The sequence below is a fragment of the Caulobacter sp. SL161 genome (genome assembly GCF_026672375.1).
Lineage (GTDB): Bacteria > Pseudomonadota > Alphaproteobacteria > Caulobacterales > Caulobacteraceae > Caulobacter.
The window spans coordinates 630,307-653,698 of the sequence record NZ_JAPPRA010000001.1 but is presented as its reverse complement, the minus strand read 5'-3'; the positions used below and the strand labels follow the sequence as shown (position 1 = coordinate 653,698).

Below are 23,392 nucleotides of genomic sequence, written 5' to 3'. Positions count from 1 at the left end.
GCGGCGCTTCCGTTCCGTTAACGACATGTGTCGCAGAGCCAACTAGTCTGCTGTCGCATCTTCGATCTATCCGCCGGGCGTGGCCAGTTAGAAAGCCGTGGCGCGCTTTTCGTACAAGCGTTGAATTTTTACCTTTATGCGGTAGTTAGATCGGTAAAATATTCGAGGAAACGGAATGAGCGGCGTTAAGATTGACCCCAGCAACAGCTTGACCGCCGCCTATGCCCTGACGCGCGGCAAGACGGTCCAAGAGCTGGCCATCGAAGAGCGCGACTTTTTGGCTCAGGTCGGCGCCGACTGGGCGATCGAAGATGCTCCCGTGCTTTCGGCCAAGGCCGCCGCCGCCTCGCTGGCGGAGTTCTTCGACTTTGCGCGCGCTGTGAAGGGTGACCAGCCGACCGTCAGGCTACGCTCCGCAGGCGAAACCGGCGCGGCGCGTGATCTGCTTGAAATCGTTCAGCCGGACCGACCTTTCCTGGTCGACAGCGTCATGGGCGAGATCACGGAAAGCGGGTTCCGCGTCCGGGCGATGTTCCACCCCGTGGTCGAGATCGACGGGATCGCGCGGTCGTTCATTCAAGTCCATCTGGATCCTGTTGGCGAGGATCGTGTCGAATCCCTGCTGGAACAAATCCGCGAAACCCTCTTCGACGTGCGTCGGGCGGTCGGCGACTTCAAGGCGATGCGGGATCTGATGCATCGCGCGGTGGCCGAACTGGCGGCGACCCCCGGCGTGACCAGTGAGGAAGGGCGTCAGGAAGATCTGGCCTTCCTTCGATGGCTCGAGGACGACAACTTCGTCTTTCTCGGTGCGCGGGTGTACGAGTATCCCCGATCCAGCGATGGCGGATATGCGGCCGAGGAGCCGCTGTACGAAGCCGAAGCGAGCCTGGGCGTTCTGAGAGACTCCTCGCGCTCGGTCCTTCGCAGAGCCTACGAGCCCGCGATCCTGTCCAAGCAGCTGCAGCGTCAGCTCGAGACCGGCGCCCCTGTAGTGGTCGCCAAGTCGAACCTCCGTTCGCGCGTGCATCGCCGTGGCTTCATGGATTACGTGGGCGTGCGACGCTATGGGGACGACGGCAAGCCATCGGGCGAAGTCCGCTTTGTGGGCCTGTTCACCGCCGAAGCCTATGAGACGCCGGCCGTCGAAGTTCCGCTGATCCGTCACCGCGTGGCCAGGATCATGCGTCGCGCCGCCAAGGCGCCGGGCAGCCATAACGAAAAGCGGCTGCGAAACATCCTTGAGACCTGGCCACGCGACGAGCTGTTCCAAACCAGCGAAGACACGCTGCTGTCGATGGCGCTGGGCGTCCTGCACCTCATCGATCGGCCGCGCGTACGGCTGTTCGCGCGCCTCGACCCGTTCGACCGCTTCGCCTCCGTTCTGGTCTACATCCCCCGCGAACGCTTCGACACCGAGGTCTGCGCGCGGGCCGGCGCGATCCTCGCCGACGCCTACGACGGCAAGGTGCTGGAGTATTATCCGGAGATTTCCGACGCGCCGCTGGCGCGCGCCCATTTCATCATTGAGGTCACGCCCGGAGACCACCCCGATCCAGACCTCTCGCAGGTCGAGGCCCGGATCGCGGACACCGCGCTGACCTGGGAAGACCGGTTCGAAGCCGTCGTCCGCGCGGGCGGCGCCCCGACGGGTGGCGTTCGCACCCTTCTGGACAAGTATGGCTATGCGTTCCCGCCGGGCTATCGCGACCAGTACGATGCGTTGGAAGCGCTCGCCGACATCGACATCATCGAGACCCTGACCGAAGGCGCCTTGCCTCGCGTACGCGCCTTCCGGCGCTTCGAAGACGGACCACGGACCTTCCGGTTCAAGCTCTATCTGCGTGGCGCGGCTGCGCCGCTGGCTGAGGTTCTGCCGATCCTGGAGCGCATGGGCCTCAAGGCGCTGATCGAGGATGGCTTCCGCCTCAGCATTCACGAGAAGGACGGGCCGCATTCGGTCTGGGTGCATGAGTTCGTTCTGGACGACCCAGCGGGCGAGCACATTGTGTTCGATGAAGTTCGCCAGGTTTTCGAAGAAGCATTCATCGCGATCTGGACCGGCGCCACGGAGAACGATGGTTTCAACCGTATCGTGCTCGAAATGGCCGTGGGTTGGCGGGAAGCAGCGCTGCTGCGCGCCCTCGCACGCTACCGGCAGCAGTCCGGGCTGGACCCCAGCCAGCAGGTTCAAGAAGCGGCGCTTCGCGATCACCCGATGGTCGCACGGCTCATTCTCGATCTCTTCCGCGTCAAGTTCGATCCGGCGATCAGGGCCGACCTCAGGACCCGGCGAGAACAGGCTGAGGCTGTTCAGTTCAGCATTGTCGAGGCGCTGCAGGCCGTCGAGAGCCTCGACGCCGACCGCGTGCTTCGCCGCCTGGCCGCTCTGGTGGGCGCCATCCAGCGCACCAACTTCTACCAGCTTGGCGCCGACGGAGAGCCCAAGTCCTATATCAGCTTCAAGATCGCCTCCCGCGAACTGGAAGACCTGCCGGCGCCCAAGCCCTACCGCGAAATCTATGTCTCGGCGCCGCACGTCGAGGGCGTCCACCTGCGGTTTGGCCCGGTCGCCCGCGGCGGCCTGCGGTGGTCGGATCGCCGCGACGACTTCCGCACCGAAGTGCTGGGCCTGGTGAAGGCGCAACAGGTCAAGAACGCCGTCATTGTGCCGGTCGGCTCCAAGGGCGGCTTCTATCCGAAGCAACTGCCGCGCGGCGGCGATCGCGATGCGATCCAGGCCGAGGCGATCCGGGCCTACAAGACCTTCCTGTCGGGCCTGCTCGACCTCACCGACAATATCGACGCCGACAACCAGGTCGTGCCGCCGCCGGCGGTCATCGCCCATGACGCCCAGGACCCGTATCTGGTCGTCGCCGCCGACAAGGGCACGGCGACCTTCTCCGACATCGCCAACGGCGTGGCCGAGAGCTACGGCTTCTGGCTGGGCGACGCCTTCGCCTCGGGCGGCTCGGTCGGCTACGACCACAAGGTGATGGGCATCACCGCCCGCGGCGCCTGGGAAGCGGTCAAGCGCCACTTCCGCGAGCTGGGCAAGGACATCCAGACCGAGCCCTTCACGGTCGTGGGCGTGGGCGACATGTCGGGCGACGTGTTCGGCAACGGCATGCTGCTGTCCAAGCAGACCAAGCTTTTGGCCGCCTTTGACCACCGCCATATCTTCCTTGACCCGAACCCCGATCCCGCCGTCTCGTGGGCCGAGCGCGACCGGATGTTCAAGCTGCCGCGCTCGTCGTGGGAGGACTACGACAAGTCGAAGATCTCGGCCGGCGGCGGCGTCTTCGCCCGCAGCCTGAAGAGCATCCCGCTCTCGGCCGAGGTTCGCGCCATGCTGGAGATCAAGGCCGAGGCCGTGTCTCCCGCCGAGCTGATGACGGCGATCCTGAAGTCTAAGGCCGAACTGCTCTATCTCGGCGGCATCGGCACCTATGTGAAGGCCAAGGGCGAGACCAACGCCGACGCCGGCGACAAGGCCAATGACGCCATCCGCATCAATGGCTCGGACCTTCGGGTGAAGGTGGTCGGCGAAGGCGCGAACCTGGGCCTGACGCAAGCCGGCCGCATCGAGTTCGCTCAGGCCGGCGGTCACATCAACACCGACGCCATCGACAACTCGGCAGGCGTCGACAGCTCCGACCACGAGGTCAACATCAAGATCCTGACCGGGATCCTGGAACGCGGCGGACAGCTGGATCGCGAAAGCCGCAATACGCTCCTGGCCTCGATGACCGATGACGTGGCCCACCACGTCCTTGAGCATAACTATGATCAGACCCTGGCCCTGACGCTGCTGGAAAGCGACGCGGTCAGTGAGGTCGACGCCCAGATCCGCTACATGGTCAATCTGGAACAGCGCGGCCGGCTGGATCGCCGGGTCGAGGGCCTGCCGACGAATACGACGCTTCTGGAGCGCAAGGCGGCAGGTCGCGGCCTGACGCGCCCAGAGCTCGCGGTCTTGCTGGCCTACGGCAAGCTGGATCTGTTCGACGAAATCGTCGCCAGCCAGTCGCCCGATGATCCCTGGTTCGAGCGCACCCTGCGCGGCTACTTCCCCGAGGCGCTGGATCAGTACGCCGACGCCATGCAGAAGCACCGGCTGAAGCGCGAGATCATCGCCACCGTCGTCGGCAACCAGATGGTCAACATGTGCGGTCCGACCTTTGTCAGCCGCCTGAAGGCCGCCGCCGGCGCCGACATCAACGCCGTGGTGGTCGGCTTCACCGCCGCCCGCGAGATTCTCGGGATCGACGGTCTTTGGGATCAGGTCAACGGCCTGGACAACAAGGCCTCCGCCGAGGGTCAGACCGCGCTCTACAAGGCGCTGGCCTACGCCCTGCGCAGCCTGACCTTCTGGCTGGCGCGCCGCGCCCAGCGCGACGCCGCCAACGTCCAGACGCTGGTTGAGGCCTATGGCCCGTCGGTCGCCGCGCTCAGAGCGCTGGCGCCGGCGATCCTGTCGCCGTTCGAGCAGAAGGCGGTGGCCAAGCGGGTGAAGGCCTATGTCGCGGACGGCGCGCCGGAAGCGCTGGCCCTGAGCGTCGCTGCTCTTCAGCCGCTGACGACGGCCGCCGACCTCGTCGACCTCGCCAACGCCTCCAGCTGGAGCGTCGAGAATGTCGCGCGCCTCTATCATCAGGTCGGCGCGGCGTTCGGGTTCGACCGCCTGCGCGGCGCAGCCGGTTCGTTCGTGGGCGGCGACGCCTTCGAGCGCCTGGCCGTGCGTCGCTTGATCGAGGACATGCTGACCGAGCAGACCTCGATCACCCAGCAGGTCCTGAAGTTCGCCGCCAACGCCCAGGCCGGCGAGGACGAAGGCGCCGCCAAGGCCGCCATCTCGTCCTGGGCCGCCCTGCGCGGTGATCGTCCGCGCGCCGTCAAGCGCACGATCGAGGACATCGAACAGGCCGGCGGTGGCTGGACCTTCGCCAAGCTGACGATCGCCAACGCGGCCCTGCGTGAGTTGTCCAGCGCCGCCTGAGGCTGCCTGGAGCCCTTTCCGATCTGGTTGACTCGATCAGATCGGAAAACGCTCTAGCTGCAGCGACCTAAGGCCCCCGCGAAATAGCTCTGCACCGCCTGGAAGAGATCCGGGCGGTAGCGCGCTCTTGGATCGTTGGCGCGGTCATCGTCGAAGGCATGGGTGGCGTCGGCGTGGAAGACACGATCGACCTTGAGCCCATCGGCCGCCAGCCGATCCAGCGCCTTGGCCGGCGCCTTCCAGCCGACCACCTGATCCTTGCCCGCCAGCACCGACCAGACAGGCGGACCGCCCTGATCCCAGCCGCGCGCTGAGGTCAGGGAGCCGTAGCCGGCATAGGGATAGACCAGCAGCGTCCCCTTGACCCGGGCGCGCAACTTGGCGGGATCGGCGTCGACCAGGGTTGTTCCCCGCGCGGCGCTCCGGCCAACCGCGTAGCTGTCCATAATCGTCCAGCCGCCATGGCTCCAGCCGGCCAGGAAGACGCGGTTAGCGTCGGCCCAGCCTTGGGTCTCCAGCCAGGTCAGCATGGCGAAGATGTCAGCGGCGCGCTTGAGGCCGTGCAGCGCCACACCGGTGCAGACAAACAGCTTGGCGTCCAGCGTCGACATCCCCCGCGGCTTCAGCGAGTCGACCACCACGGCCGCCCAGCCGGCCTGGACCGCGACGCGGGCGTACTCCTCGAGGAACGGCGTCTTGCCGCCGCAGCCGTGCAGGATCAGCGCCACCGGGAAAGGGCCGGGCCCCGCAGGCTTGAACACCCGCGAGTGCTTGGCGACCTTTTCACCCCAGGCGGCGCTGTCCATGCCGTCGTCCTTCCGATCAGTGACGGAACACTCGCACACCCGTGAAGGCCATTGTAAGGCCAAGCTTGTCGGCCGCCTCGATGACCTCCGGATCGCGCATCGAGCCGCCCGGTTGGATGATCGCCGTCGCGCCCGCTTCCGCCGCCTGGATCAGACCGTCCGCGAACGGGAAGAAGGCTTCCGAGGCGCAGGCGCACCCACGGAGGTCCAGGCCAAAATCAGCCGCCCGCAGGGCCGCGATCCGGGCGCTGTCCTTGCGGTTCATCTGGCCGGCGCCGACGCCCAGGGTCTGGCCGGCGCGGGCGTAGACGATGGCGTTGGACTTCACGTGCTTGCCCACCGTGAAGGCGAACAGCATGTCGCGCACCTCCTCGTCGGTCGGCTGGCGCTTCGTCACGATCTTCAGGTCGCAGGCCTTGATGCGGGCGTCGTCGCGCGATTGCACCAGGAAGCCGCCGGCCACGCTCTTGAAGGTGTCGCCGGTCGACAGTGGATCGGGCAGGCCGCCGGTGACGAGCAGGCGCAGGTTCTTCTTGGCGGCGAAGACGGCCACGGCGTCCTCGTCGGCCTCGGGGGCGATCACGACCTCGGTGAAGATCTCGACCATCGCTTCGGCAGCCTCGCGGGTCAGGCGCGAGTTGACCGCCACGATGCCGCCGAAGGCCGAGGTCGGGTCGCAGGCGAGAGCCCGCTCATAGGCCTCGCGCTGGGTCGCGCCCACGGCCACGCCGCAGGGGTTGGCGTGCTTGATGATCGCCACGGCCGGACCGTCGGCCGGATCGAACTCGGCGATCAGCTCGAAGGCCGCGTCAGTGTCGTTGATGTTGTTGTAGCTGAGCTCCTTGCCCTGCAGCTGCTTGGCCGTGGCCACGCCCGGACGCGGATTGGGGAAGGTGTAGAAGGCCGCCTTCTGGTGCGGGTTCTCGCCATAGCGCATGGTCTGGCGAAGCTCGCCGGCGATCGACTTGCGAGCCGGGAAGTCCTGGCCCAGGGCCTCTGCGAACCAGGCCGAGATCGCCGCGTCATAGGCCGCCGTGCGGGCGTAGGCGCGGGCCGCGAGCTGCTGGCGCAAAGCCAGCGTCGTCCCACCGGCCTTCAGGGCCTCCAGCACCTCGGCGAGGTCGGCCGGATCGGTGCAGACGGCGACATAGCCGTGGTTCTTGGCCGCCGAGCGGATCATGGCCGGGCCGCCGATGTCGATGTTCTCGACGCATTCGGCATACGATCCGCCCTTCGCGACGGTCGCCTCGAACGGATAGAGGTTCACATAGAGGATATCGATGCCGCCGATGCCGTGGTCGGCCATGGCCTTGGCGTGATCGGCCGCGTCGCGCACGCCCAAGAGACCACCGTGCACCACCGGGTGCAGGGTCTTCACGCGGCCGTCCATCATCTCGGGAAAGCCCGTCAGGTCCGAGACGTCCTTGACCGGGATCCCGGCCGCGGCGATCGCGGCCTTGGTGCCGCCGGTCGAGACCAGCTCGACGCCGGCGGCGTGCAGCACCTGCGCGGCCTCGACCAGGCCGGTCTTGTCGGAGACCGACAGCAGGGCGCGCTTGGGGGCGACGAGATCGGGGGCGGACGGATAGTCGGGGGCGGCGGGCACGGCGGACTCCAGGTCTGTGGTTGTCAGAAGGGAGCCCAGGCGCGCGGCTTATGCGTATCGAGCTCCCCGGTGGTCGCCCACCTTCAACGCCAGTCACTCGAACGCGGCGGAAAATACGGGGGCAGGCGGGGGAGTCAATGACGGTGCTTTCTCCCTTCCTCTTGATGGGGAAGGGCCGGGGACGAAAAATCCTCCCCCCAGCGGGGGAGGATTTTGGGAACGCGCGTCCGCCGCTTCACGCGGCGTGACCGCTGAAGGTTCATGGGGAGGCGACGGAGCGGCCGGGCGAACCCGGAGTACCGTGAGTGTTGTTTGCGTTTCGGCTCGACTGTCCGCTCCGCCAGGTTGTTCTTGCCCGTGAGGATGGGGGGCGTGAGCGTCTTTCAGCTCGGGACCCCAGGAGCCCCCGGACGGGCGCGGATCAACTGGAGCGGCTACATCCGTGTCCAGCCCGACGATCCACGATAGGCGGCTTGTACGATCACCGCCCTGTCGCTCCGCGCTCGCCTCTCCACGGCTTCTTCCGAGGTCCCGGATCTATCCAACGAACAGACCCCGGTCGAAACCGCTTCGAGACCACGCGGCCCCGCTCAACCTAGCCCCGCCGCCGTGACTCCTTGCGAGAGACCGGTCTGCAAGCAGACCGTTGGGCCGGATCCAAACGCCCTCCCCCGCGACGGGGATGAGTTCAGTATGGGGGTGGTTTCAACGCCGAGGATAAGTTTGGGCGTAAAAGTGACAAGGCGCTGATTTCATTGAGATCGTATTCGCCAATCCCGAGCGTTCACGCCCGCCGATCCCCGTAAACCGGTTCCCTCTCCCAGAGGGAGAGGGTGGCCGCGAAGCGGTCGGGAGAGGGGTTACAACGCCAGCACCCTGCCGGCGCTCCGGCCAAGGTCGTACCCCCTCTCCCCGGCCCTCTCCCCATGGGAGAGGGAGTCGCATCGCGTTTTCCTCCCCCGCTAGGCGGAGGATTGGGGTCACGCCCCCCGCGTGGTCAGGTGGGGCCTGCGGCGCCAGCAAGCGCCCCAAAAGAGCGGGAAACAGACACAGAATAGTTCGTGAAATTGTCTTCCACCCCTTATAGGAGTTCAGCTTCCGAGCTTCGTTCAAACTCTGCCTGGTGACTTGATGCACGACCGCGCCGGCCTTCGCGCTCTTCCCGAAGATCTTGTCGATCTGGACGCGCTGATCAGCGCCTATTTCGAGATCAAGCCGGACGTCTCCAATCCCTCTCAGAAGGTCGTGTTCGGCACCTCAGGCCATCGGGGCTCCAGCCTGGACGGCGCCTTCAACGAAGGCCACATCCTGGCCGTCACCCAGGCGATCGTCGAATACCGCGCCGCCCAGGGCGTGACCGGTCCCCTGTTTGTCGGCCGCGACACCCATGGCCTGTCCGAGCCCGCCTGGCGCTCGGTGCTGGAGGTTCTGGTGGCCAACGGCGTCGAGGCCCTAGTCGACTCCCGCGACGGCTTCACCCCGACGCCGGCGGTGTCGCACGCCATCCTGACCCATAACCGCCAGGGCGGCCGCCAGGCTGACGGCCTGCTGCTGACGCCCTCGCACAACCCGCCGCGCGACGGCGGCATCAAGTACAATCCGCCCTCCGGCGGTCCGGCCGGTTCGGACGCCACCTCGGCCATCGCCGCCCGCGCCAATGCGCTGCTGGCGGAAGGTCTCGCGGGCGTGAAGCGCGTTCCGTTCGAAGCCGCCCGCAAGGCGGTCGGCGCCTATGACTTCCTGGGCCGCTATGTCGACGACCTTCCGGCGGTGATCGACATCGCCGCGATCCGCGCGGCCAAGGTGCGGATCGGCGCCGACCCTCTGGGCGGCGCGGCCGTGGCCTATTGGGGCGCGATCGCCGAGCGCCATGGCCTGGACCTGACCGTGGTCAACGACGCTGTCGACCCGCGCTGGGCGTTCATGCCGCTCGACACCGACGGCAAGATCCGCATGGACTGCTCGTCGGCCTGCGCCATGGCCAACCTGATCGGCATCATGAAGGATGGCGCGGCCTATGACGTCGCCACGGGCAATGACGCCGACGCCGACCGCCACGGCATCGTCACGCCCGACGGCGGCCTGATGAACCCCAACCACTACCTGGCCGCCGCCATCTCGTACCTGTTCAGCCACCGCCCCGGCTGGGGCGCGGACACGGCGGTCGGCAAGACCCTGGTCTCGTCCTCGATGATCGACCGCGTGGTGGCCGGGATGGGCCGTCGCCTGCTGGAGGTGCCGGTCGGCTTCAAGTACTTCGTGCCCGGCCTGCTGGACGGCTCGGTCGGTTTCGGCGGCGAGGAATCGGCCGGCGCGTCTTTCCTGCGCCATGACGGCGGAGTGTGGAGCACCGACAAGGACGGCATCACCCTGGCCCTGCTGGCCGCCGAGATCCAGGCGGTGACGGGAAAGAGCGCCAGTCAGCTCTACACCGGCCTGACCGAGCAATATGGCGCGCCGGCCTATGCCCGCGTCGACGCCCCGGCCAGCCGCGAGGAGAAGGCGCGTCTTTCCAAGCTCAGCCCCAGCGACGTCTCGGCCAAGACCCTGGCCGGCGAAGCGATCACCGACATCCTCACCGCCGCCCCCGGCAACGGCGAGGCGATCGGCGGCCTGAAGGTCTGCACGCAGAACGCCTGGTTCGCCGCCCGCCCCTCGGGCACCGAGGACGTCTACAAGGTCTATGCGGAGTCGTTCCTGGGCCCCGATCACCTCCGCCAAGTCCAGGCCGAGGCGCGCGAGGTGGTGGCGGGAGCGCTCAAGGGCTGATCCGTTCAAACTGTCATCCCGGCCAAGCGCGCAGCGCGCCGAGCCGGGACCCCAGGAAACTCCGCGTTCGCCGCGGTCCCGGATAGCCTCTGCGAGGCTTCCGGGATGACAGTGGAGGAGGCGCGGTTTATACGCCCCGCATGTTTGAAGGCCTCTCCCCCCTCGCCCGTGACGCCCGCTCCTGGCCCTTCGAGCAGGCGCGCGCCACGATCGCCCGCATCCTGCGCGTGCGCCTCCCCGACCGCGCCGACCAGGAAGCCGCCAAGGCCCTGATCGACGCCGGCAAGACCGACGAGGCGGTGAAAGCCTATCCGGCCCTCTCCAAGGCCGTGATCTTCGAGACCGGCTATGGGCCGTCGGGCCTGCCGCACCTGGGCACCTTCGGCGAGGTGGCGCGCACCACGATGGTGCGCAGCGCCTTCCGCGCCCTGACCGACGAGGCCATCCCGACCCGCCTGATCGCCTTCAGCGACGACATGGACGGCCTGCGCAAGGTTCCCGACAATATCGAGAACAAGCAGCCGCTGATCGAAGACCTGGGCAAGCCGCTGACGGTCGTCCGCGACCCCTTCGGCACCCACGACAGCTTCGGCGCCCACAACAACGCCCGCCTGCGCGCGTTCCTGGACGGCTTCGGCTTCGAGTACGAGTTCGTCTCCTCCACGGCCTGCTACAAGGGCGGGATGTTCGACGCGACCCTGTTGACGGCGCTCGAGCGCTTCGACGCCATCCAGAAGGTCATGCTGCCGACGCTGGGCGAAGAGCGCCGCGCGACCTATTCGCCGTTCCTGCCCATCAGCCCGTCCACCGGCAAGGTGCTGCAGGTCCCGACGCTGGAGCGCAATGTCGAGAAGGGCACGATCGTCTTCGAGGACGAGGACGGTTCGAAGGTCGAGGTTCCGGTCACCGGCGGCCACGTGAAGATGCAGTGGAAGCCCGACTGGGCCATGCGCTGGACGGCGCTGGGCGTCGACTACGAGATGTCGGGCAAGGACCTGATCGACTCGGTCAAGGCCTCGGGCGCGATCTGCAAGGCCCTGGGCGGGGTTCCGCCGGAAGGCTTCAACTACGAGCTCTTCCTGGACGAGAACAACCAGAAGATCTCCAAGTCCAAGGGCAATGGCCTCTCCATGGAGGACTGGCTCCGCTATGGCGCGCCCGAGAGCCTGTCGTACTACATGTTCCAGAGCCCCAAGTCGGCCAAGAAGCTCTATTTCGACGTCATCCCCAAGGCCAGCGACGAGTACCTGCAGCAGCTGGACGCGTTCGGCCGCCAGGAGCCGGCCAAGCAGCTGGACAATCCGGTCTGGCACATCCACGGCGGCAAGCCGCCCGAGCAGGGCTCGCCGGTGTCGTTCAGCCTGATGCTGAATCTGGTTTCAGCCGCCGACGCCTCGACCAAGGAAATCCTCTGGGGCTTCCTGTCGCGCTACATCCCGGGCGCCAGCCCAGAGACCCAGCCGCTGCTGGACCGCCTGGCCGGCTATGCGATCAACTACTACGAGGACTTCGTGAAGCCCTCGAAGGTGTTCCGCGCCCCGACCGACCAGGAACGCGCGGCCATGCTGGACCTGCTGGCCAAGCTGAAGGCCATGCCCGACGGAACCCAGGACGCCGAGCTGATCCAGAACGAGGTGTTCGAGGTCGGCAAGACTCACGGCTTCGACCCGCTGCGCGCCTGGTTCCAGGCCCTGTACGAAGTGCTGCTGGGCCAGAGCCAGGGCCCGCGCTTCGGCTCGTTCGCGGCGATCTTCGGGATCGACCGGACGGTGGCGCTGATCGAAGAGAAATTGGGCTAGCGCCTCTCCCCTTGCGGGAGAGGCGTTCAAGATGCAGGTCGCGCCGGGTGAATCCCCGCGACCTGCGACACCATGTCCGCGAGGATGAACCCCGCCTGAAGCCGGGATTAAGGGTATGCCCACGTTTCGGAGTCTAGGCTGGAACCATCAGAACCAAGATTAGTCCTCAAGGTTTAGTCCCATGGCTTCCTTCACCCTGCGCCCGTCCGACCGCGAAGAATTCGACTCCCTGCTCGGCGGCATCGTGCAACAGTTCCCCGACGCTCAGGTCGAGGCTGCGCACAACGACACCTGGAACTCCTATCGCGTCGACGTGTCGTGCGCCGATCCGGCCGCCGGCCCGCTGATCGCCTGGCTGCTGGACAGCCACGCCAGCTGCCCGCGGACCTGACCTCTCCCTGACTTGAGCGATCTGTCGGGTCGGCCTACTGGCTGACCCAGACGATCCGCGCGATCCAGGCCACCTCGTCGCGTGACAGCAGGCGCTCGCCGCTCACGCGATCCAGGGCCAAGAGCTCGATGCTCCGCGCGGTGACCCGGCCCAGTTCCCGCACCAGAACCTCGCCGCCGTGGGTGCGCGTCACCACGCGGTCACCCTTGCGCGGCTCCAGGGTCGGCGAGACCAGCAGCCGGTCGCCGTCACGATAAACGGGCGCGAGGTCATCGCCCGTAACCTCCAGCGCGAACAGGCCCTCGCCCAGATCCGGGGCCGGCGCCTCGTCCCAGCCCGCGCCGACGGGCATGCCCGCCTCATCGAAGAAGCCGTCCTTGCCCGCCTGGGCCAGGTCGATCAGCGGCGCGCCGCGTCGGCCGGGCGTGCGGACCGGCGATCGCTCGGTCAGGGCGGCGAACTCCGAAAAGTTGACCCCCGTCGCCTCCAGAAGCTTGGACAGGCTCTCGGTCGAGGGCCAGCGCGCGTGGCCGGTCTCGGTCGAACCGCGCTTGGAGCGGTTGAAGCTGGTGGGATCCAGGCCCGCCATCCTGGCCATGGCAGAGGGCGTCATGTCGAAACGCTCGGCCAGGGCGTCGATCGCGCGCCAGATTTCGCCGTGAGACAGGGTCGCCATCGGCTCCTCCTCCAATCGGCCTTCGGGGAGAGGGTACGCCAGCGGGGCTAGGAAAGTAAACCTATCGCCCATCCTGCGGTTGACGTTTACGTAAGCGTTGACGACGTCACGAGATCGGGTTTAGGGTGATCAGCGATAACAAAGCGGCCGGGCCGCAGTAGCCGGGCCCTCTTCCTTGGGAGGTTTCCATCCATGGCCGACCTGCGACGCCCCGAGCGGACCTTCACGATCCGCCAGCTGTGCAACGAATTCAAAGCCACGCCCCGCGCCCTGCGCTTCTACGAGGACAAGGGGCTTCTGAACCCCGCCCGTGAAGGCCTCAACCGCGTCTATTCCCACAAGGACCGCGTCCGCCTGCAGCTGATCCTGCGCGGCAAGCGCGTGGGCCTGTCGCTGACCGAGATCCGCGAGCTCCTCGACCTCTATGACGAGAACGACGAGGGCGCGGCGCAGATGGCCCGCTCGCTGAAGAAGTTCCGCGAACGCGCCACCGCGCTGGAGCAGCAGCGCGACGACATCGACAACGCCCTGATCGAGCTGCGCGAGGCCTGCAACCGCCTCGAGCGGCGGCTCACCGAGATCCGCCCCGACCTGCTGCCCCGCGCGGCCGACTACGAGCAGGTGCTGCGCGCCCGCCTCGACGGCCACGCCGAAGCGATGCTGGGCAAGTAGGGCCGTTTCGCGCCGCCGACACCCCTGCCCAGGGCGTGCGGCGGCGGTTCCCTTTTCTTCCTCCCGATCCTAGCCAGGACCGTTCCATGACCTATCAGCCGCCCGTTCGCGATCACGCCTTCATCCTGCGCGACGTGCTCAATATCGACCAACACGGCGACCTGCCGGGCTTCTCCGACGCGCCGTTCGAGGTGGTCGAGCAGATCCTCGAGGCCGCCGCCCAGTTCACGGGCGAGGTGCTGGCGCCGCTGAACACGGTCGGCGACAAGACGGGCTGCAAGCTGGATCCGGTCACCAACACCGTCACCACCCCGCCCGGCTTCAAGGACGCCTACAAGCAGCTGTGCGAAGGCGGCTGGACCGCGATCGGCTCTGACCCCGCCTATGGCGGCCAGGGCCTGCCGCACGTCGTGAACCTGGCGTTCAGCGAGATGTCGAGCTCGGCCAACATGGCCTTCTCGATGTATCCGGGCCTGGCCCACGGCGCCTATTCGGCGATCCATGTCGGCGGTTCGGACGAGCAGAAGCAGACCTACCTCCCCAAGATGGTGTCCGGCGAGTGGACCGGCACCATGAACCTGACCGAGCCGCACTGCGGCACGGACCTTGGCCTGCTGCGCACCAAGGCGGTTCCGCAGGCCGACGGCAGCTACAAGATCACCGGCCAGAAGATCTGGATCTCGGCCGGCGAGCACGACATGGCCGACAATATCGTCCACCTCGTCCTGGCCCGCATCGAAGGCGCTCCGGCCGGCGTGAAGGGCATCAGCCTGTTCATCGTGCCGAAGTTCATCCCCAACGCCGACGGCTCGGTGGGTCCGCGTAACGAAGGCGCCAAGTGCGTGGGCCTCGAAGAGAAGATGGGCATCCACGGCAACGCCACCTGCGTGATGCAGTATGACGAGGCCACGGGCTATCTGATCGGCGAGGAGAACTCGGGCCTCAAGATCATGTTCGTCATGATGAACGAGGCGCGCCTGGGCGTGGGCATGCAGGGCGTGGCGCAGGGCGAAGCGGCCTATCAGGCCGCCGTCGCCTTCGCCAAGGACCGCCTGCAGGGCCGCTCGCTGACCGGCCCGAAGAACGCCGAAGGCCCGGCCGATCCGATCATCGTCCACCCGGACGTGCGCCGCATGCTGCTGGAGAGCAAGGCCCTGATCGAGGGCGGCCGCGCCTTCCTGTTCTGGACCGCCCTGCACGGCGACCTCTCGCACGTTCACCCCGACCCGGCGGTGCGCGAGAAGTCCTCGGACTATATGGGCCTGATGACGCCGGTGCTGAAAGGCTACCTGACCGACAAGGGCTTCCAGGTCTGCTCGAACGCGGTGCAGGTGCACGGCGGCAGCGGCTTCACCGAGCACTTCCCGGTCAGCCAGTTCATGCGCGACTGCCGCATCGCCCTGATCTACGAGGGCACCAACGGCGTGCAGGCCCTGGACCTGGTGGGTCGCAAGCTGGCGGCCAAGGGCGGCCGTGCGGTCATGACCTTCTTCCAGGAGATCGACCAGTTCATCGGCGAGAACGACTCTGACGAAGCCCTGAAGCCCTTCATCGAAGCCCTGGGCGGCGTGAAGGCCCAGCTGCAGGACGGCACGATGTGGCTGATGCAGAACGGCCTGCAGAACCCCGACAACGCCGGCGCGGCCTCGACCGACTACATGCACCTCTTCGGCCTGACGGGCCTGGCCTACATGTGGGCGCTGATGGCCAAGGCCGCCAACGCCAAGATCGCGGCCGGCTCCTCCGACCCGTTCTTCACGACCAAGCTGACGACCGGTCGCTATTTCATCGAACGCATCTTGCCTGACGCTGCGTCGCATCTGGCCAAGCTGAAGACCGGTTCAGCGACCCTGATGGCGCTGCCTGCGGAGGCTTTCTGATCATGAGCGTGCTCAACGTTGAAAAGCCGGCCTTCATGGCCGAGGAAGACATCGCGATCTTCGAGGACGCGGTCGGCAAATTCTTCGACGAGCACGCCTCTGAGGCGACCGTGGCGACGTGGCGCAAGAACCATTGCGTCGACCGCGACATGTGGACCAAGGCGGGGGAGGCGGGCTTGCTCGGCCTCTCCACGCCCGAGCAATACGGCGGCGCCGGCGGCGACTACCGGCACGAGGTCGTGCTGATGGAGCAGCTGGGCAAGAAGGGCGTCGACGGCTTCGGCGCCAGCCTGCACAACGCCATCGTCATGCCGTACATCGTCCACTACGGCACCGAGGAGCAGAAGCAGCGCTGGCTGCCGCGCATGGTGACCGGCGAGCTGGTCTCGGCCATCGCCATGACCGAGCCGGGCGCGGGCTCTGACCTTCAGGGCATCAAGACCACCGCCAAGAAGGCCGGCAACCAGTACGTCATCAACGGCTCCAAGACCTTCATCACCAACGGCCAGACCGCCAACCTGATCTGCGTGGTGGCCAAGACCGACCCCGCCGGCGGCGCGCGCGGCACCTCGCTGATCTTCGTCGAGACCGACGGCGCCGAGGGTTTCGAGCGCGGCCGCAACCTCGACAAGCTGGGCCAGGAGGCCCAGGACACCTCGGAACTGTTCTTCAACGACGTGAAGGTTCCGACCGAGAACCTGCTCGGAACCGACGAGGGCCAGGGCTTCTTCCAACTGATGAGCCAGCTGCCGCAGGAGCGCCTGAACATCGCCGTCCAGGGCATGGCGACCATTGAGCGGGCGCTGGAGCTGACCATCGCCTACGTCAAGGACCGCAAGGCCTTCGGCAAGGCGATCATCGACTTCCAGAACACCCAGTTCGTGCTGGCCGAGTGCAAGACCGAGGCGACCGTGGCCAAGGTCTTCGTCAACCACTGCATCGGCCAGCACCTCGAAGGCAAGCTGGACGCGGCCACCGCCTCGATGGCCAAGTACTGGGTCAGCGACCTGGAGAACAAGATCGTCGACCGCTGCTTGCAGCTGTTCGGCGGCTACGGTTTCATGAACGAGTACCCGATCGCGCGCATGTACAAGGATAGCCGCATCCAGCGCATCTACGGCGGCACGAACGAGATCATGAAACTCCTGATCGCGAGGACGCTATGATCGTAACGCTGCTGGTCGGCCTGCTGGCCGGCTCGGCTGCGGCTGAGCCGGCGGCTAAGGACGCCCGCTCGGCCGTGGTCTGTGTGCGCGCCGTCCAGGGCCCACGCCCCCTGAACTTCTCCGGCGAGCTGGTCGGCAAGCGACCGCAGCCCGGCGCATTCAAGCTGCCGCTGCAGCCGGCGGGCAAGGACATCTGCCAAACGCTGCTGCGTTCCAAGGTCGCCGAATGGAAGCTGGAGGTCAGGACCCCGGGCTTCACCGCGTGCGAGCTGCCGCCGCCGGAGTTCGGCTCGCGCCTCTACTACCGCGCCAAGGTCACGGCGCGGGGCCTCAAGTGCGAACCGATCGGCAAGTACCCGATCGGCAACTGGAAACCATAACCACGCGACCCGCCCCAGGGGCCGCGCCACGAACACGAACAACGCTTCGCAGGAAGGAGCCATCCCATGGCTGACGCTTACATCTTTGACGCCGTGCGCACGCCGCGCGGCAAGGGCAAGAAGGACGGCTCGCTGCACGAGACCACCGCCCTGTCGCTGGCCACCCAGGTGCTGGAAGCCCTGCGCGACCGCAACGGCCTGGACACCAGCAAGGTCGATGACGTCGTTCTGGGTTGCGTCTCGCCGGTCGGCGAGCAAGGCAGCGACATCGCCCGCACCGCCGTTCTGACCGCTGACTACGCCGAGAGCGTCGCCGGCGTGCAGATCAACCGCTTCTGCGCCTCGGGCCTGGAAGCGGTGAACATGGCCGCGGCCAAGGTCGCCTCGGGCGAAGCGGGCCTCGCCATCGGCGGCGGCGTCGAGAGCATGAGCCGCGTGCCGATGGGCAGCGACGGCGGCGCCTGGCCGACCGACCCCTCCTCGGCCTTCAAGACCTATTTCGCCCCGCAGGGCGTCTCGGCCGACCTGATCGCAACCCTGTATGGCTTTTCCCGCGACGACGTCGACGCCTACGCCGTCGAGAGCCAGAAGCGCGCTGCGGCCTCGTGGGCCGATGGTCGCTTCAAGAAGTCGGTGATCCCGGTGAAGGACCAGCTGGGCCTCACCCTGCTGGACCATGACGAGACCGTCCGCGGCTCCACCACCATGCAGACCCTGGCCTCGCTGAACCCCTCGTTCACGGGCATGGGCGAGATGGCTTTCGATGCGGTGGTCACCCAGCGTTATCCGCAGGTCGAGCGCGTCAACCACGTGCACCACGCCGGCAACAGCTCGGGCATCGTCGACGGCGCCGCCGGCGTGCTGATCGGCACCAAGGAAATGGGCGAGGCCCTGGGCCTGAAGGCCCGCGCCAAGATCAAGGGCGCGGCCTCGATCGGCTCGGAGCCCTCGATCATGCTCACCGGTCCGGCCCTGGTCAGCGAAAAGCTGCTCAAGAAGCTGGGCATGGAGGTCAAGGACATCGACCTCTACGAACTGAACGAAGCCTTCGCCTCGGTCGTGCTGCGCATGATGCAGGCGCTGGATATCCCGCACGACAAGATGAACGTGAACGGCGGCGCCATCGCCATGGGCCACCCGCTGGGCGCCACCGGCGCGATGATCCTGGGCACCGTCCTGGACGAGCTGGAGCGCTCGGACAAGGAAACCGCCCTGATCACCCTGTGCGTCGGCGCCGGCATGGGCACCGCCACGGTCATCGAACGCGTCTAAACCTCTCGATCAGGAACTAGTCACATGGAAAACTTCAAGATCGAGGTCGACTCCGACGGCGTGGCCCTCGTCACCTTCGACGTGCCCGGCCGTTCGATGAACACCCTGACCGCTTCGGTCATCAAGGAAATCGGCGAGATCGTCGAGCGCATCAAGTCCGACGCCGAGATCAAGGGCGTCGTCATCACCTCGGGCAAGACGACCGGCTTCTGCGCCGGCGCGGACCTGGGCGAACTGGGCGGCGGCGGCGGCATGGCCGGCGGCGCGGCGGGCGGTGAAGCGGCCCTGAAGGCGGCCTTCGACGCCGGCTTCGCCCTCAACAAGGCCTTCCGTGGCCTGGAGACCTGCGGCAAGCCGGTCGCCGCCGCGATCAACGGCCTGGCGATGGGCGGCGGTCTCGAGATCGCGCTCGCCTGCCACTATCGCGTGGTCGCCGACCATCCGAAGATCCAGCTCGCCTTGCCCGAAGCCAAGGTCGGCCTGCTGCCGGGCGCCGGCGGCACCCAGCGCCTGCCGCGCCTGATGGGCGTGATGGCCGCTGCGCCGTACCTGCTGGAAGGTAAGTCGATGAAGCCGGCCGAGGCCCTGGCCAACAAGGTCGTGCACGAGGTCGTCCCGGTCGATCAGGTCGTCGAGGCCGCAAAGACCTGGGTCAAGACCAAGGGCGACCCCGTCGCGCCTTGGGACAAGAAGGACTTCAAGCTGCCCGGCGGCGGTCCCTACACCCCGACCGGCGGCCAAGTGTTCATCATGGGCAACGCCATGCTGCGCAAGCAGACCTATGGCAACTACCCCGCCCAGCTGAACATCCTCAAGGCGGTCTATGAAGGCACGCAGGTGCCGTTCGACGCGGCCATCCGCATCGAGACCCGCTACTTCCTGAAGACGATGATGTCGCCGCAGGCCAAGGGCATGATCCGCACCCTGTTCCTGTCCCTGCAGGAGCTGGGCAAGGGCTCGGGCCGTCCGGCCAATGTGCCGCCGTCGGAAGCCAAGAAGGTCGCCGTGCTGGGCGCGGGCATGATGGGCGCGGGCATCGCCTATGTCCAAGCCATGGCCGGCATCGAGACCGTGCTGATCGACCAGAGCCAAGAGGCGGCCGAGAAGGGCAAGGGCTACGCCGAGAACCTGCTGAAGAAGGCGGTGTCGCGCGGCAAGATGACTCAGGACAAGGCCGACGCGGTCCTGGCCCTGATCACCCCGACCACCGACTACGCCCACGTCAAGGGCAGCGACCTGGTCATCGAGGCGGTGTTCGAGAGCCGCGAGATCAAGGCCGACGTCACCCAGAAGGCCGAGGCCCAGCTGGCCGAGGACGCCATCTTCGGCTCCAACACCTCGACCCTGCCGATCACCGGCCTGGCCAAGGCGTCGGTGCGTCCGAAGAACTTCATCGGCATCCACTTCTTCTCGCCGGTCGACAAGATGGGCCTCGTTGAGATCATCATGGGCGAGGAAACGTCGGACGAGGCCCTGGCCAAGTCGATCGACTACGTCCTGAAGATCAAGAAGACGCCGATCGTCGTGAACGATAGCCGCGGCTTCTACACCAGCCGCTGCTTCGGCACTTTCGTGCAGGAAGGCCTCGAGATGCTGGCCGACGGCATCGCCCCGGCCATCATCGACAATGTCGGCCGCGCCACGGGCATGCCGCGCGGTCCGCTGGAAATGAACGACGACGTCGCTCTGGACCTTGGCTACAAGGTCACCCAGCAGACCAAGAAGGACCTCGGCGACAAGTTCGAGGACCGTCCGTTCGCCCCGATCATCGAAAAGATGGTCGTCGAGCTGCAGCGCTTCGGCCGCAAGAACGGCAAGGGCTTCTACGACTATCCGGAAAACGGCCCCAAGACCCTGTGGAAGGGCCTGTCGGAGCTGGCGCCGGTGACGATCGCCGAAGCCGACCAGACGCTGATCCAGGAGATCCGCACGCGCCTGCTGTACCGCCAGGCCGTCGAGGCCGCGCGCTGCTTCGAGGAAGGCGTCATCACCGATCCGCGCGAAGCCGATGTCGGCGCGATCCTGGGCTGGGGCTTTGCGCCCTGGACCGGCGGTCCGATCAGCCTGATCGACGCCGTCGGCGCCAAGGCCTTCGTCGAGACCTGCGACCAGCTGGCTCAGAAGTACGGCAAGCGCTTCGCGCCGCCCGCACTGCTGCGCGAGATGGCCGAAAAGGGCGAGACCTTCTACGGCCGCTTCGGCGCCAAGGCCAAGGCGGCGGCGTAAGCCCAGCCTTCGCTCAGAACAACGGAAGGCCCGGTGGAAACACCGGGCCTTTTCGTTTTCGGGCGCTCAAGCGGGGCGAAGGCGCGACAGGATAAGGCGTGCAAACGCGATCAACGCCCCCCGGGGGGGGAGGGGCGATCGGCTGACGATGTCAGATAAAGAAAGTGGTGCCGCCTAGGTGACTCGAACACCTGACCTACGCATTACGAATGCGCCGCTCTACCGGCTGAGCTAAGGCGGCCCACGGGCTCCGAAGCGGGCGCTCCAGAGCGAAGGGAGCGCCTATTTAGCGGTGCGCGAGCCGCTCGGCAAGCGCCGTCTTGCACCAGAATTACGGCGGGGCGCCGGACCGCCTTCCGGCGGGTCCGTGACGAGCGGCGCGTCGTATACGCCAGGGTCGTCCGGGATCGGCATCAGGGCCCCTCCGGTTTCGGCCGCGCGGATGAACGGCGTCGACTCAGCATAGGCCGACGGCAGTTCGGGCAGATCGTTCATGGTCCGCTCGCGCCGCTCGTGGCGAGGGTGGATCAGCTGGCCCGTCTCGGCGTAGCTGACCGCCAGCCGCGCCCAGTCGTCGCGCTGATAGGCGAAGGCGAGGCCTTCGGGGTCCAGATCGGACCAGTCAGGCTCCTGGGGCGCGGCGACGCCGCGGGCGATCCAGGCGCGGGCCTCGTCAGCGTCGCCATTGGCGGCGGCGACGCGCGCCATAAGGCCGGCGAAGCGCGCAGTCGGGGCCTGGTCGTCCAGCAGGCGGGCGGCGGCGCGGGCGGCGACCGGATCACCGCCGATCAGGGCGCTTTCGACGCGCAGAAGGCGGCTCTCCCGCGCCTCGGGCTTCATAGCGGCCAGAGCGGCCAGGCGCTGGGCGCGGGCCTTTGGTGTCTCGTTGGTCTTCAGGTCGCGATAGGCCAGCCACAGCGCCGGATGAGGCTCGGCCTTCCAGGCGGTCTCGATCAGGCCGCCGGCCTTGGCGGTCTTGCCGTCTTCGGCCAGCAACCGCGCAGCCATCACCACGCCGGGCGCGAAGTCGGGCTTGAGCTTCACCGACTGGGTCGCGAAGTCCAGCGCCTGGGCGCGGGTCTTGGGGTCATCGGCGTTGACGAGGCTGGCGGCCGAAGCGGCCAGCAGGGCCGCGCGGCTGCGCTCGGCGACGACCGGCGAGACGATCTTGCGCTCAAGGGCGCCCTGGACGAGCTGCAGGGCCGCAGCCCAGTCGCCGGCCTCCAGCCGGGCCTCCAGGAGCGCGCGCCACGCCCAGCGGGCGGTGCGCGCCAGGCCATAGGCGGTCTCGGCGTGACGGATCGCGGCCTGCCGGTCGCCCTCGGCCTGAGCCGCGAGCATCAGGCCGCGGAGGCCCGCCAGGCGCATCTCGGGAAAGCCGAGCATGGCGTTGTAGGCGCTCTTGGCCGCGCCGCGATCGCCGGCGGCCTCGGCGGCCTGGGCGGCCAGGACGCGGACCAGGGCCGGCGCATCCTCGGCCAGCTCGGACGACTTCTGCGCCAGACGGCGGGCTTCGGAGCCATCGCCGGCGGCGACAGCGAGGAAGCCGCGCGAAAGGGCCTCGATGGCCTGCTTGCGCTTGGCCTCGGCCCGAGCCCGCGCCGCGCGGCGGGGGCTTCGACGATCCAGATGACGCCGCGCCACAGCAGGGTGAACATCAACGCCGAGAACAGGGTCAGCAGCGCGGCGGCGGCGGCCGTCATCTCGACCCGCCAACCCATCCATTCCATCGAGGCGCGACCCGGCTCGCCGGTCAGGGCCAGGACGCTGACGGCGACGACGGCGACCAGAAAGAGCGCGAAGGCGACCCGAGTCATGGTGCGACCGGCGCGGAGGCGCGCGAGACCCGCGCCAGTTCGGCCAGAGCGTCAGCGCGGACGGCCGACACGTGGCGGTCGATCTCGATGCGCCGGTTGGCGGCGACGAACCAGGGCGCGAGCACCTCACGCGAGGAGTCGTTCAGAGGATCGAGCGCGGCGACCGCGCCCTCGACGTCACCTTCGTCCAGCAGGGCCTGGGCGCGCGCCAGCATGGCGTCGGGCGTCGAGCCCTTGGTCGAGCCGACATGGCGGATCGAGACGATGCTGGAGAGGGCGTAGCGGATCCGTGAGAACAGGTCCGCGTCCACGCCGGGATTGCGCGAGGCGCTGGCGGCGCGGCCGGCCAGATTGCCGAACTGGGTGGCGAGGCCGGCGCGGGTGGGGGCGCCGGTGCGCGAGAGCGGCTCCAGGGCGCGCAGATCCGGCGAGCCGGGCAGAACCCGCTCCAGGCCCAGCAGTTCCGGGCCGAACGGCCGCGATGTTCCTGCCGCCTCGGCCAGGGTGGCGACCGCGAGGGCGGCGACGGCGGCGTCGGCCACGGTCTTCTGGCTGGCTTCCAGAGCGGTGATTCGGCTGTTGAGTCGTTCGACGTCAGCCAGAGCGGTCTCGGCCGCGGCCGGCAGGCTGCTCTCCAGCGGCAGCGCCGCGCTCGCCGCCACCCGCTCGGCGACCGGGCGCGGGTTGGGCGTGGCCGAGACGGCGGGCTCGGGCGTGACGGGCTTGGCCGAGAACCAGGACGGCCCAAACCAGGCGACGCCGGCGCCCAGGGCGACGCAGACAAGACAGAGCAAGAGCCAGGCCCACACGCCCGGCCCCATCACCCGGCGACGGGCGTAGAGCGCCGGATCGCTGGGCGCGGCGATTTCAGCAGGATCGGCATCGGCGTTCATGACCCATTCGTGCCCCACGCCGACGCATCGTGCAACGTCG

15 protein-coding genes, 1 tRNA gene, 1 pseudogene and 1 riboswitch are annotated in these 23,392 nt (G+C 67.6%); of the genes and pseudogenes, 11 read left to right on the top strand and 6 right to left on the bottom strand.

Annotation, left to right across the window (positions count from 1 at the left end):
* Positions 1–175: 175 nt before the first annotated feature.
* Positions 176–4,999, top strand: coding sequence for an NAD-glutamate dehydrogenase (locus OVA11_RS03380; RefSeq protein WP_268066169.1), 4,824 nt, complete (start codon positions 176–178; stop codon positions 4,997–4,999).
* 53 nt (positions 5,000–5,052) lie between these two features.
* Here OVA11_RS03380 and OVA11_RS03375 read toward each other — a convergent pair whose 3' ends face one another.
* A complete protein-coding gene (locus tag OVA11_RS03375; protein ID WP_268066168.1) occupies positions 5,053–5,805 on the bottom strand; it encodes a dienelactone hydrolase family protein in 753 nt (250 codons plus the stop codon).
* A gap of 16 nt (positions 5,806–5,821) precedes the next feature.
* Entirely contained in the window at positions 5,822–7,411 is a 1,590-nt protein-coding gene (gene purH / locus OVA11_RS03370; RefSeq protein ID WP_268066167.1) for a bifunctional phosphoribosylaminoimidazolecarboxamide formyltransferase/IMP cyclohydrolase, read from the bottom strand.
* A gap of 26 nt (positions 7,412–7,437) precedes the next feature.
* A riboswitch (ZMP/ZTP riboswitch) is annotated at positions 7,438–7,518 on the bottom strand.
* A 639-nt stretch (positions 7,519–8,157) separates the two neighbouring features.
* On the opposite strand from purH, the gene OVA11_RS03365 reads away from it, so the two are divergent.
* The 4 genes from OVA11_RS03365 to OVA11_RS03350 all read left to right on the top strand — a co-directional run bounded on the left by OVA11_RS03365 (position 8,158) and on the right by OVA11_RS03350 (position 12,370).
* Positions 8,158–8,217, top strand: a complete 60-nt coding sequence (locus tag OVA11_RS03365; RefSeq protein ID WP_268068886.1) for a hypothetical protein — start codon at positions 8,158–8,160, stop codon at positions 8,215–8,217.
* A 322-nt stretch (positions 8,218–8,539) separates the two neighbouring features.
* Positions 8,540–10,180, top strand: coding sequence for a phosphoglucomutase (alpha-D-glucose-1,6-bisphosphate-dependent) (gene pgm, locus OVA11_RS03360; protein ID WP_268066166.1), 1,641 nt, complete (start codon positions 8,540–8,542; stop codon positions 10,178–10,180).
* Positions 10,181–10,320: 140 nt separating this feature from the next.
* On the top strand, positions 10,321–11,979 hold the full coding sequence (locus OVA11_RS03355; RefSeq protein WP_268066165.1) for a lysine--tRNA ligase: 1,659 nt from the start codon (positions 10,321–10,323) through the stop codon (positions 11,977–11,979).
* 181 nt (positions 11,980–12,160) lie between these two features.
* Positions 12,161–12,370 (top strand): hypothetical protein, encoded by a 210-nt coding sequence (locus OVA11_RS03350; RefSeq protein ID WP_010917972.1) that lies wholly within the window; start codon positions 12,161–12,163, stop codon positions 12,368–12,370.
* A gap of 34 nt (positions 12,371–12,404) precedes the next feature.
* Here OVA11_RS03350 and OVA11_RS03345 read toward each other — a convergent pair whose 3' ends face one another.
* Positions 12,405–13,046, bottom strand: coding sequence for a S24 family peptidase (locus tag OVA11_RS03345; protein ID WP_268066164.1), 642 nt, complete (start codon positions 13,044–13,046; stop codon positions 12,405–12,407).
* Between the two features lie 192 nt (positions 13,047–13,238).
* On the opposite strand from OVA11_RS03345, the gene OVA11_RS03340 reads away from it, so the two are divergent.
* The 6 genes from OVA11_RS03340 to OVA11_RS03315 all read left to right on the top strand — a co-directional run bounded on the left by OVA11_RS03340 (position 13,239) and on the right by OVA11_RS03315 (position 20,642).
* Positions 13,239–13,718, top strand: a complete 480-nt coding sequence (locus OVA11_RS03340; protein WP_010917970.1) for a MerR family transcriptional regulator — start codon at positions 13,239–13,241, stop codon at positions 13,716–13,718.
* 86 nt (positions 13,719–13,804) lie between these two features.
* On the top strand, positions 13,805–15,598 hold the full coding sequence (locus OVA11_RS03335) for an acyl-CoA dehydrogenase C-terminal domain-containing protein (RefSeq protein WP_268066163.1): 1,794 nt from the start codon (positions 13,805–13,807) through the stop codon (positions 15,596–15,598).
* Positions 15,599–15,600: 2 nt separating this feature from the next.
* Complete coding sequence (locus tag OVA11_RS03330) at positions 15,601–16,764, top strand: acyl-CoA dehydrogenase family protein (RefSeq protein ID WP_268066162.1); 1,164 nt, start codon at positions 15,601–15,603, stop codon at positions 16,762–16,764.
* On the top strand, positions 16,761–17,144 hold the full coding sequence (locus OVA11_RS03325; protein ID WP_268066161.1) for a hypothetical protein: 384 nt from the start codon (positions 16,761–16,763) through the stop codon (positions 17,142–17,144). The genes OVA11_RS03330 and OVA11_RS03325 overlap by 4 nt, the downstream gene beginning before the upstream one ends.
* Before the next feature lie 66 nt (positions 17,145–17,210).
* The gene (locus tag OVA11_RS03320) at positions 17,211–18,416 is read left to right on the top strand and encodes an acetyl-CoA C-acetyltransferase (protein WP_268066160.1); all 1,206 of its coding nucleotides are present in this window, start codon (positions 17,211–17,213) and stop codon (positions 18,414–18,416) included.
* 24 nt (positions 18,417–18,440) lie between these two features.
* Positions 18,441–20,642, top strand: a complete 2,202-nt coding sequence (locus OVA11_RS03315; RefSeq protein ID WP_268066159.1) for a 3-hydroxyacyl-CoA dehydrogenase NAD-binding domain-containing protein — start codon at positions 18,441–18,443, stop codon at positions 20,640–20,642.
* Between the two features lie 165 nt (positions 20,643–20,807).
* Here OVA11_RS03315 and OVA11_RS03310 read toward each other — a convergent pair.
* The 3 genes and pseudogenes from OVA11_RS03310 to OVA11_RS03300 all read right to left on the bottom strand — a co-directional run bounded on the left by OVA11_RS03310 (position 20,808) and on the right by OVA11_RS03300 (position 23,352).
* Positions 20,808–20,883: transfer RNA gene (locus OVA11_RS03310), tRNA-Thr, on the bottom strand.
* A gap of 41 nt (positions 20,884–20,924) precedes the next feature.
* Positions 20,925–22,459, bottom strand: a pseudogene (locus OVA11_RS03305) (heme biosynthesis protein HemY).
* On the bottom strand, positions 22,456–23,352 hold the full coding sequence (locus tag OVA11_RS03300) for a COG4223 family protein (RefSeq protein WP_268066158.1): 897 nt from the start codon (positions 23,350–23,352) through the stop codon (positions 22,456–22,458). Before OVA11_RS03300 ends, OVA11_RS03305 begins: the two are co-directional and overlap by 4 nt.
* Positions 23,353–23,392: the final 40 nt, after the last annotated feature.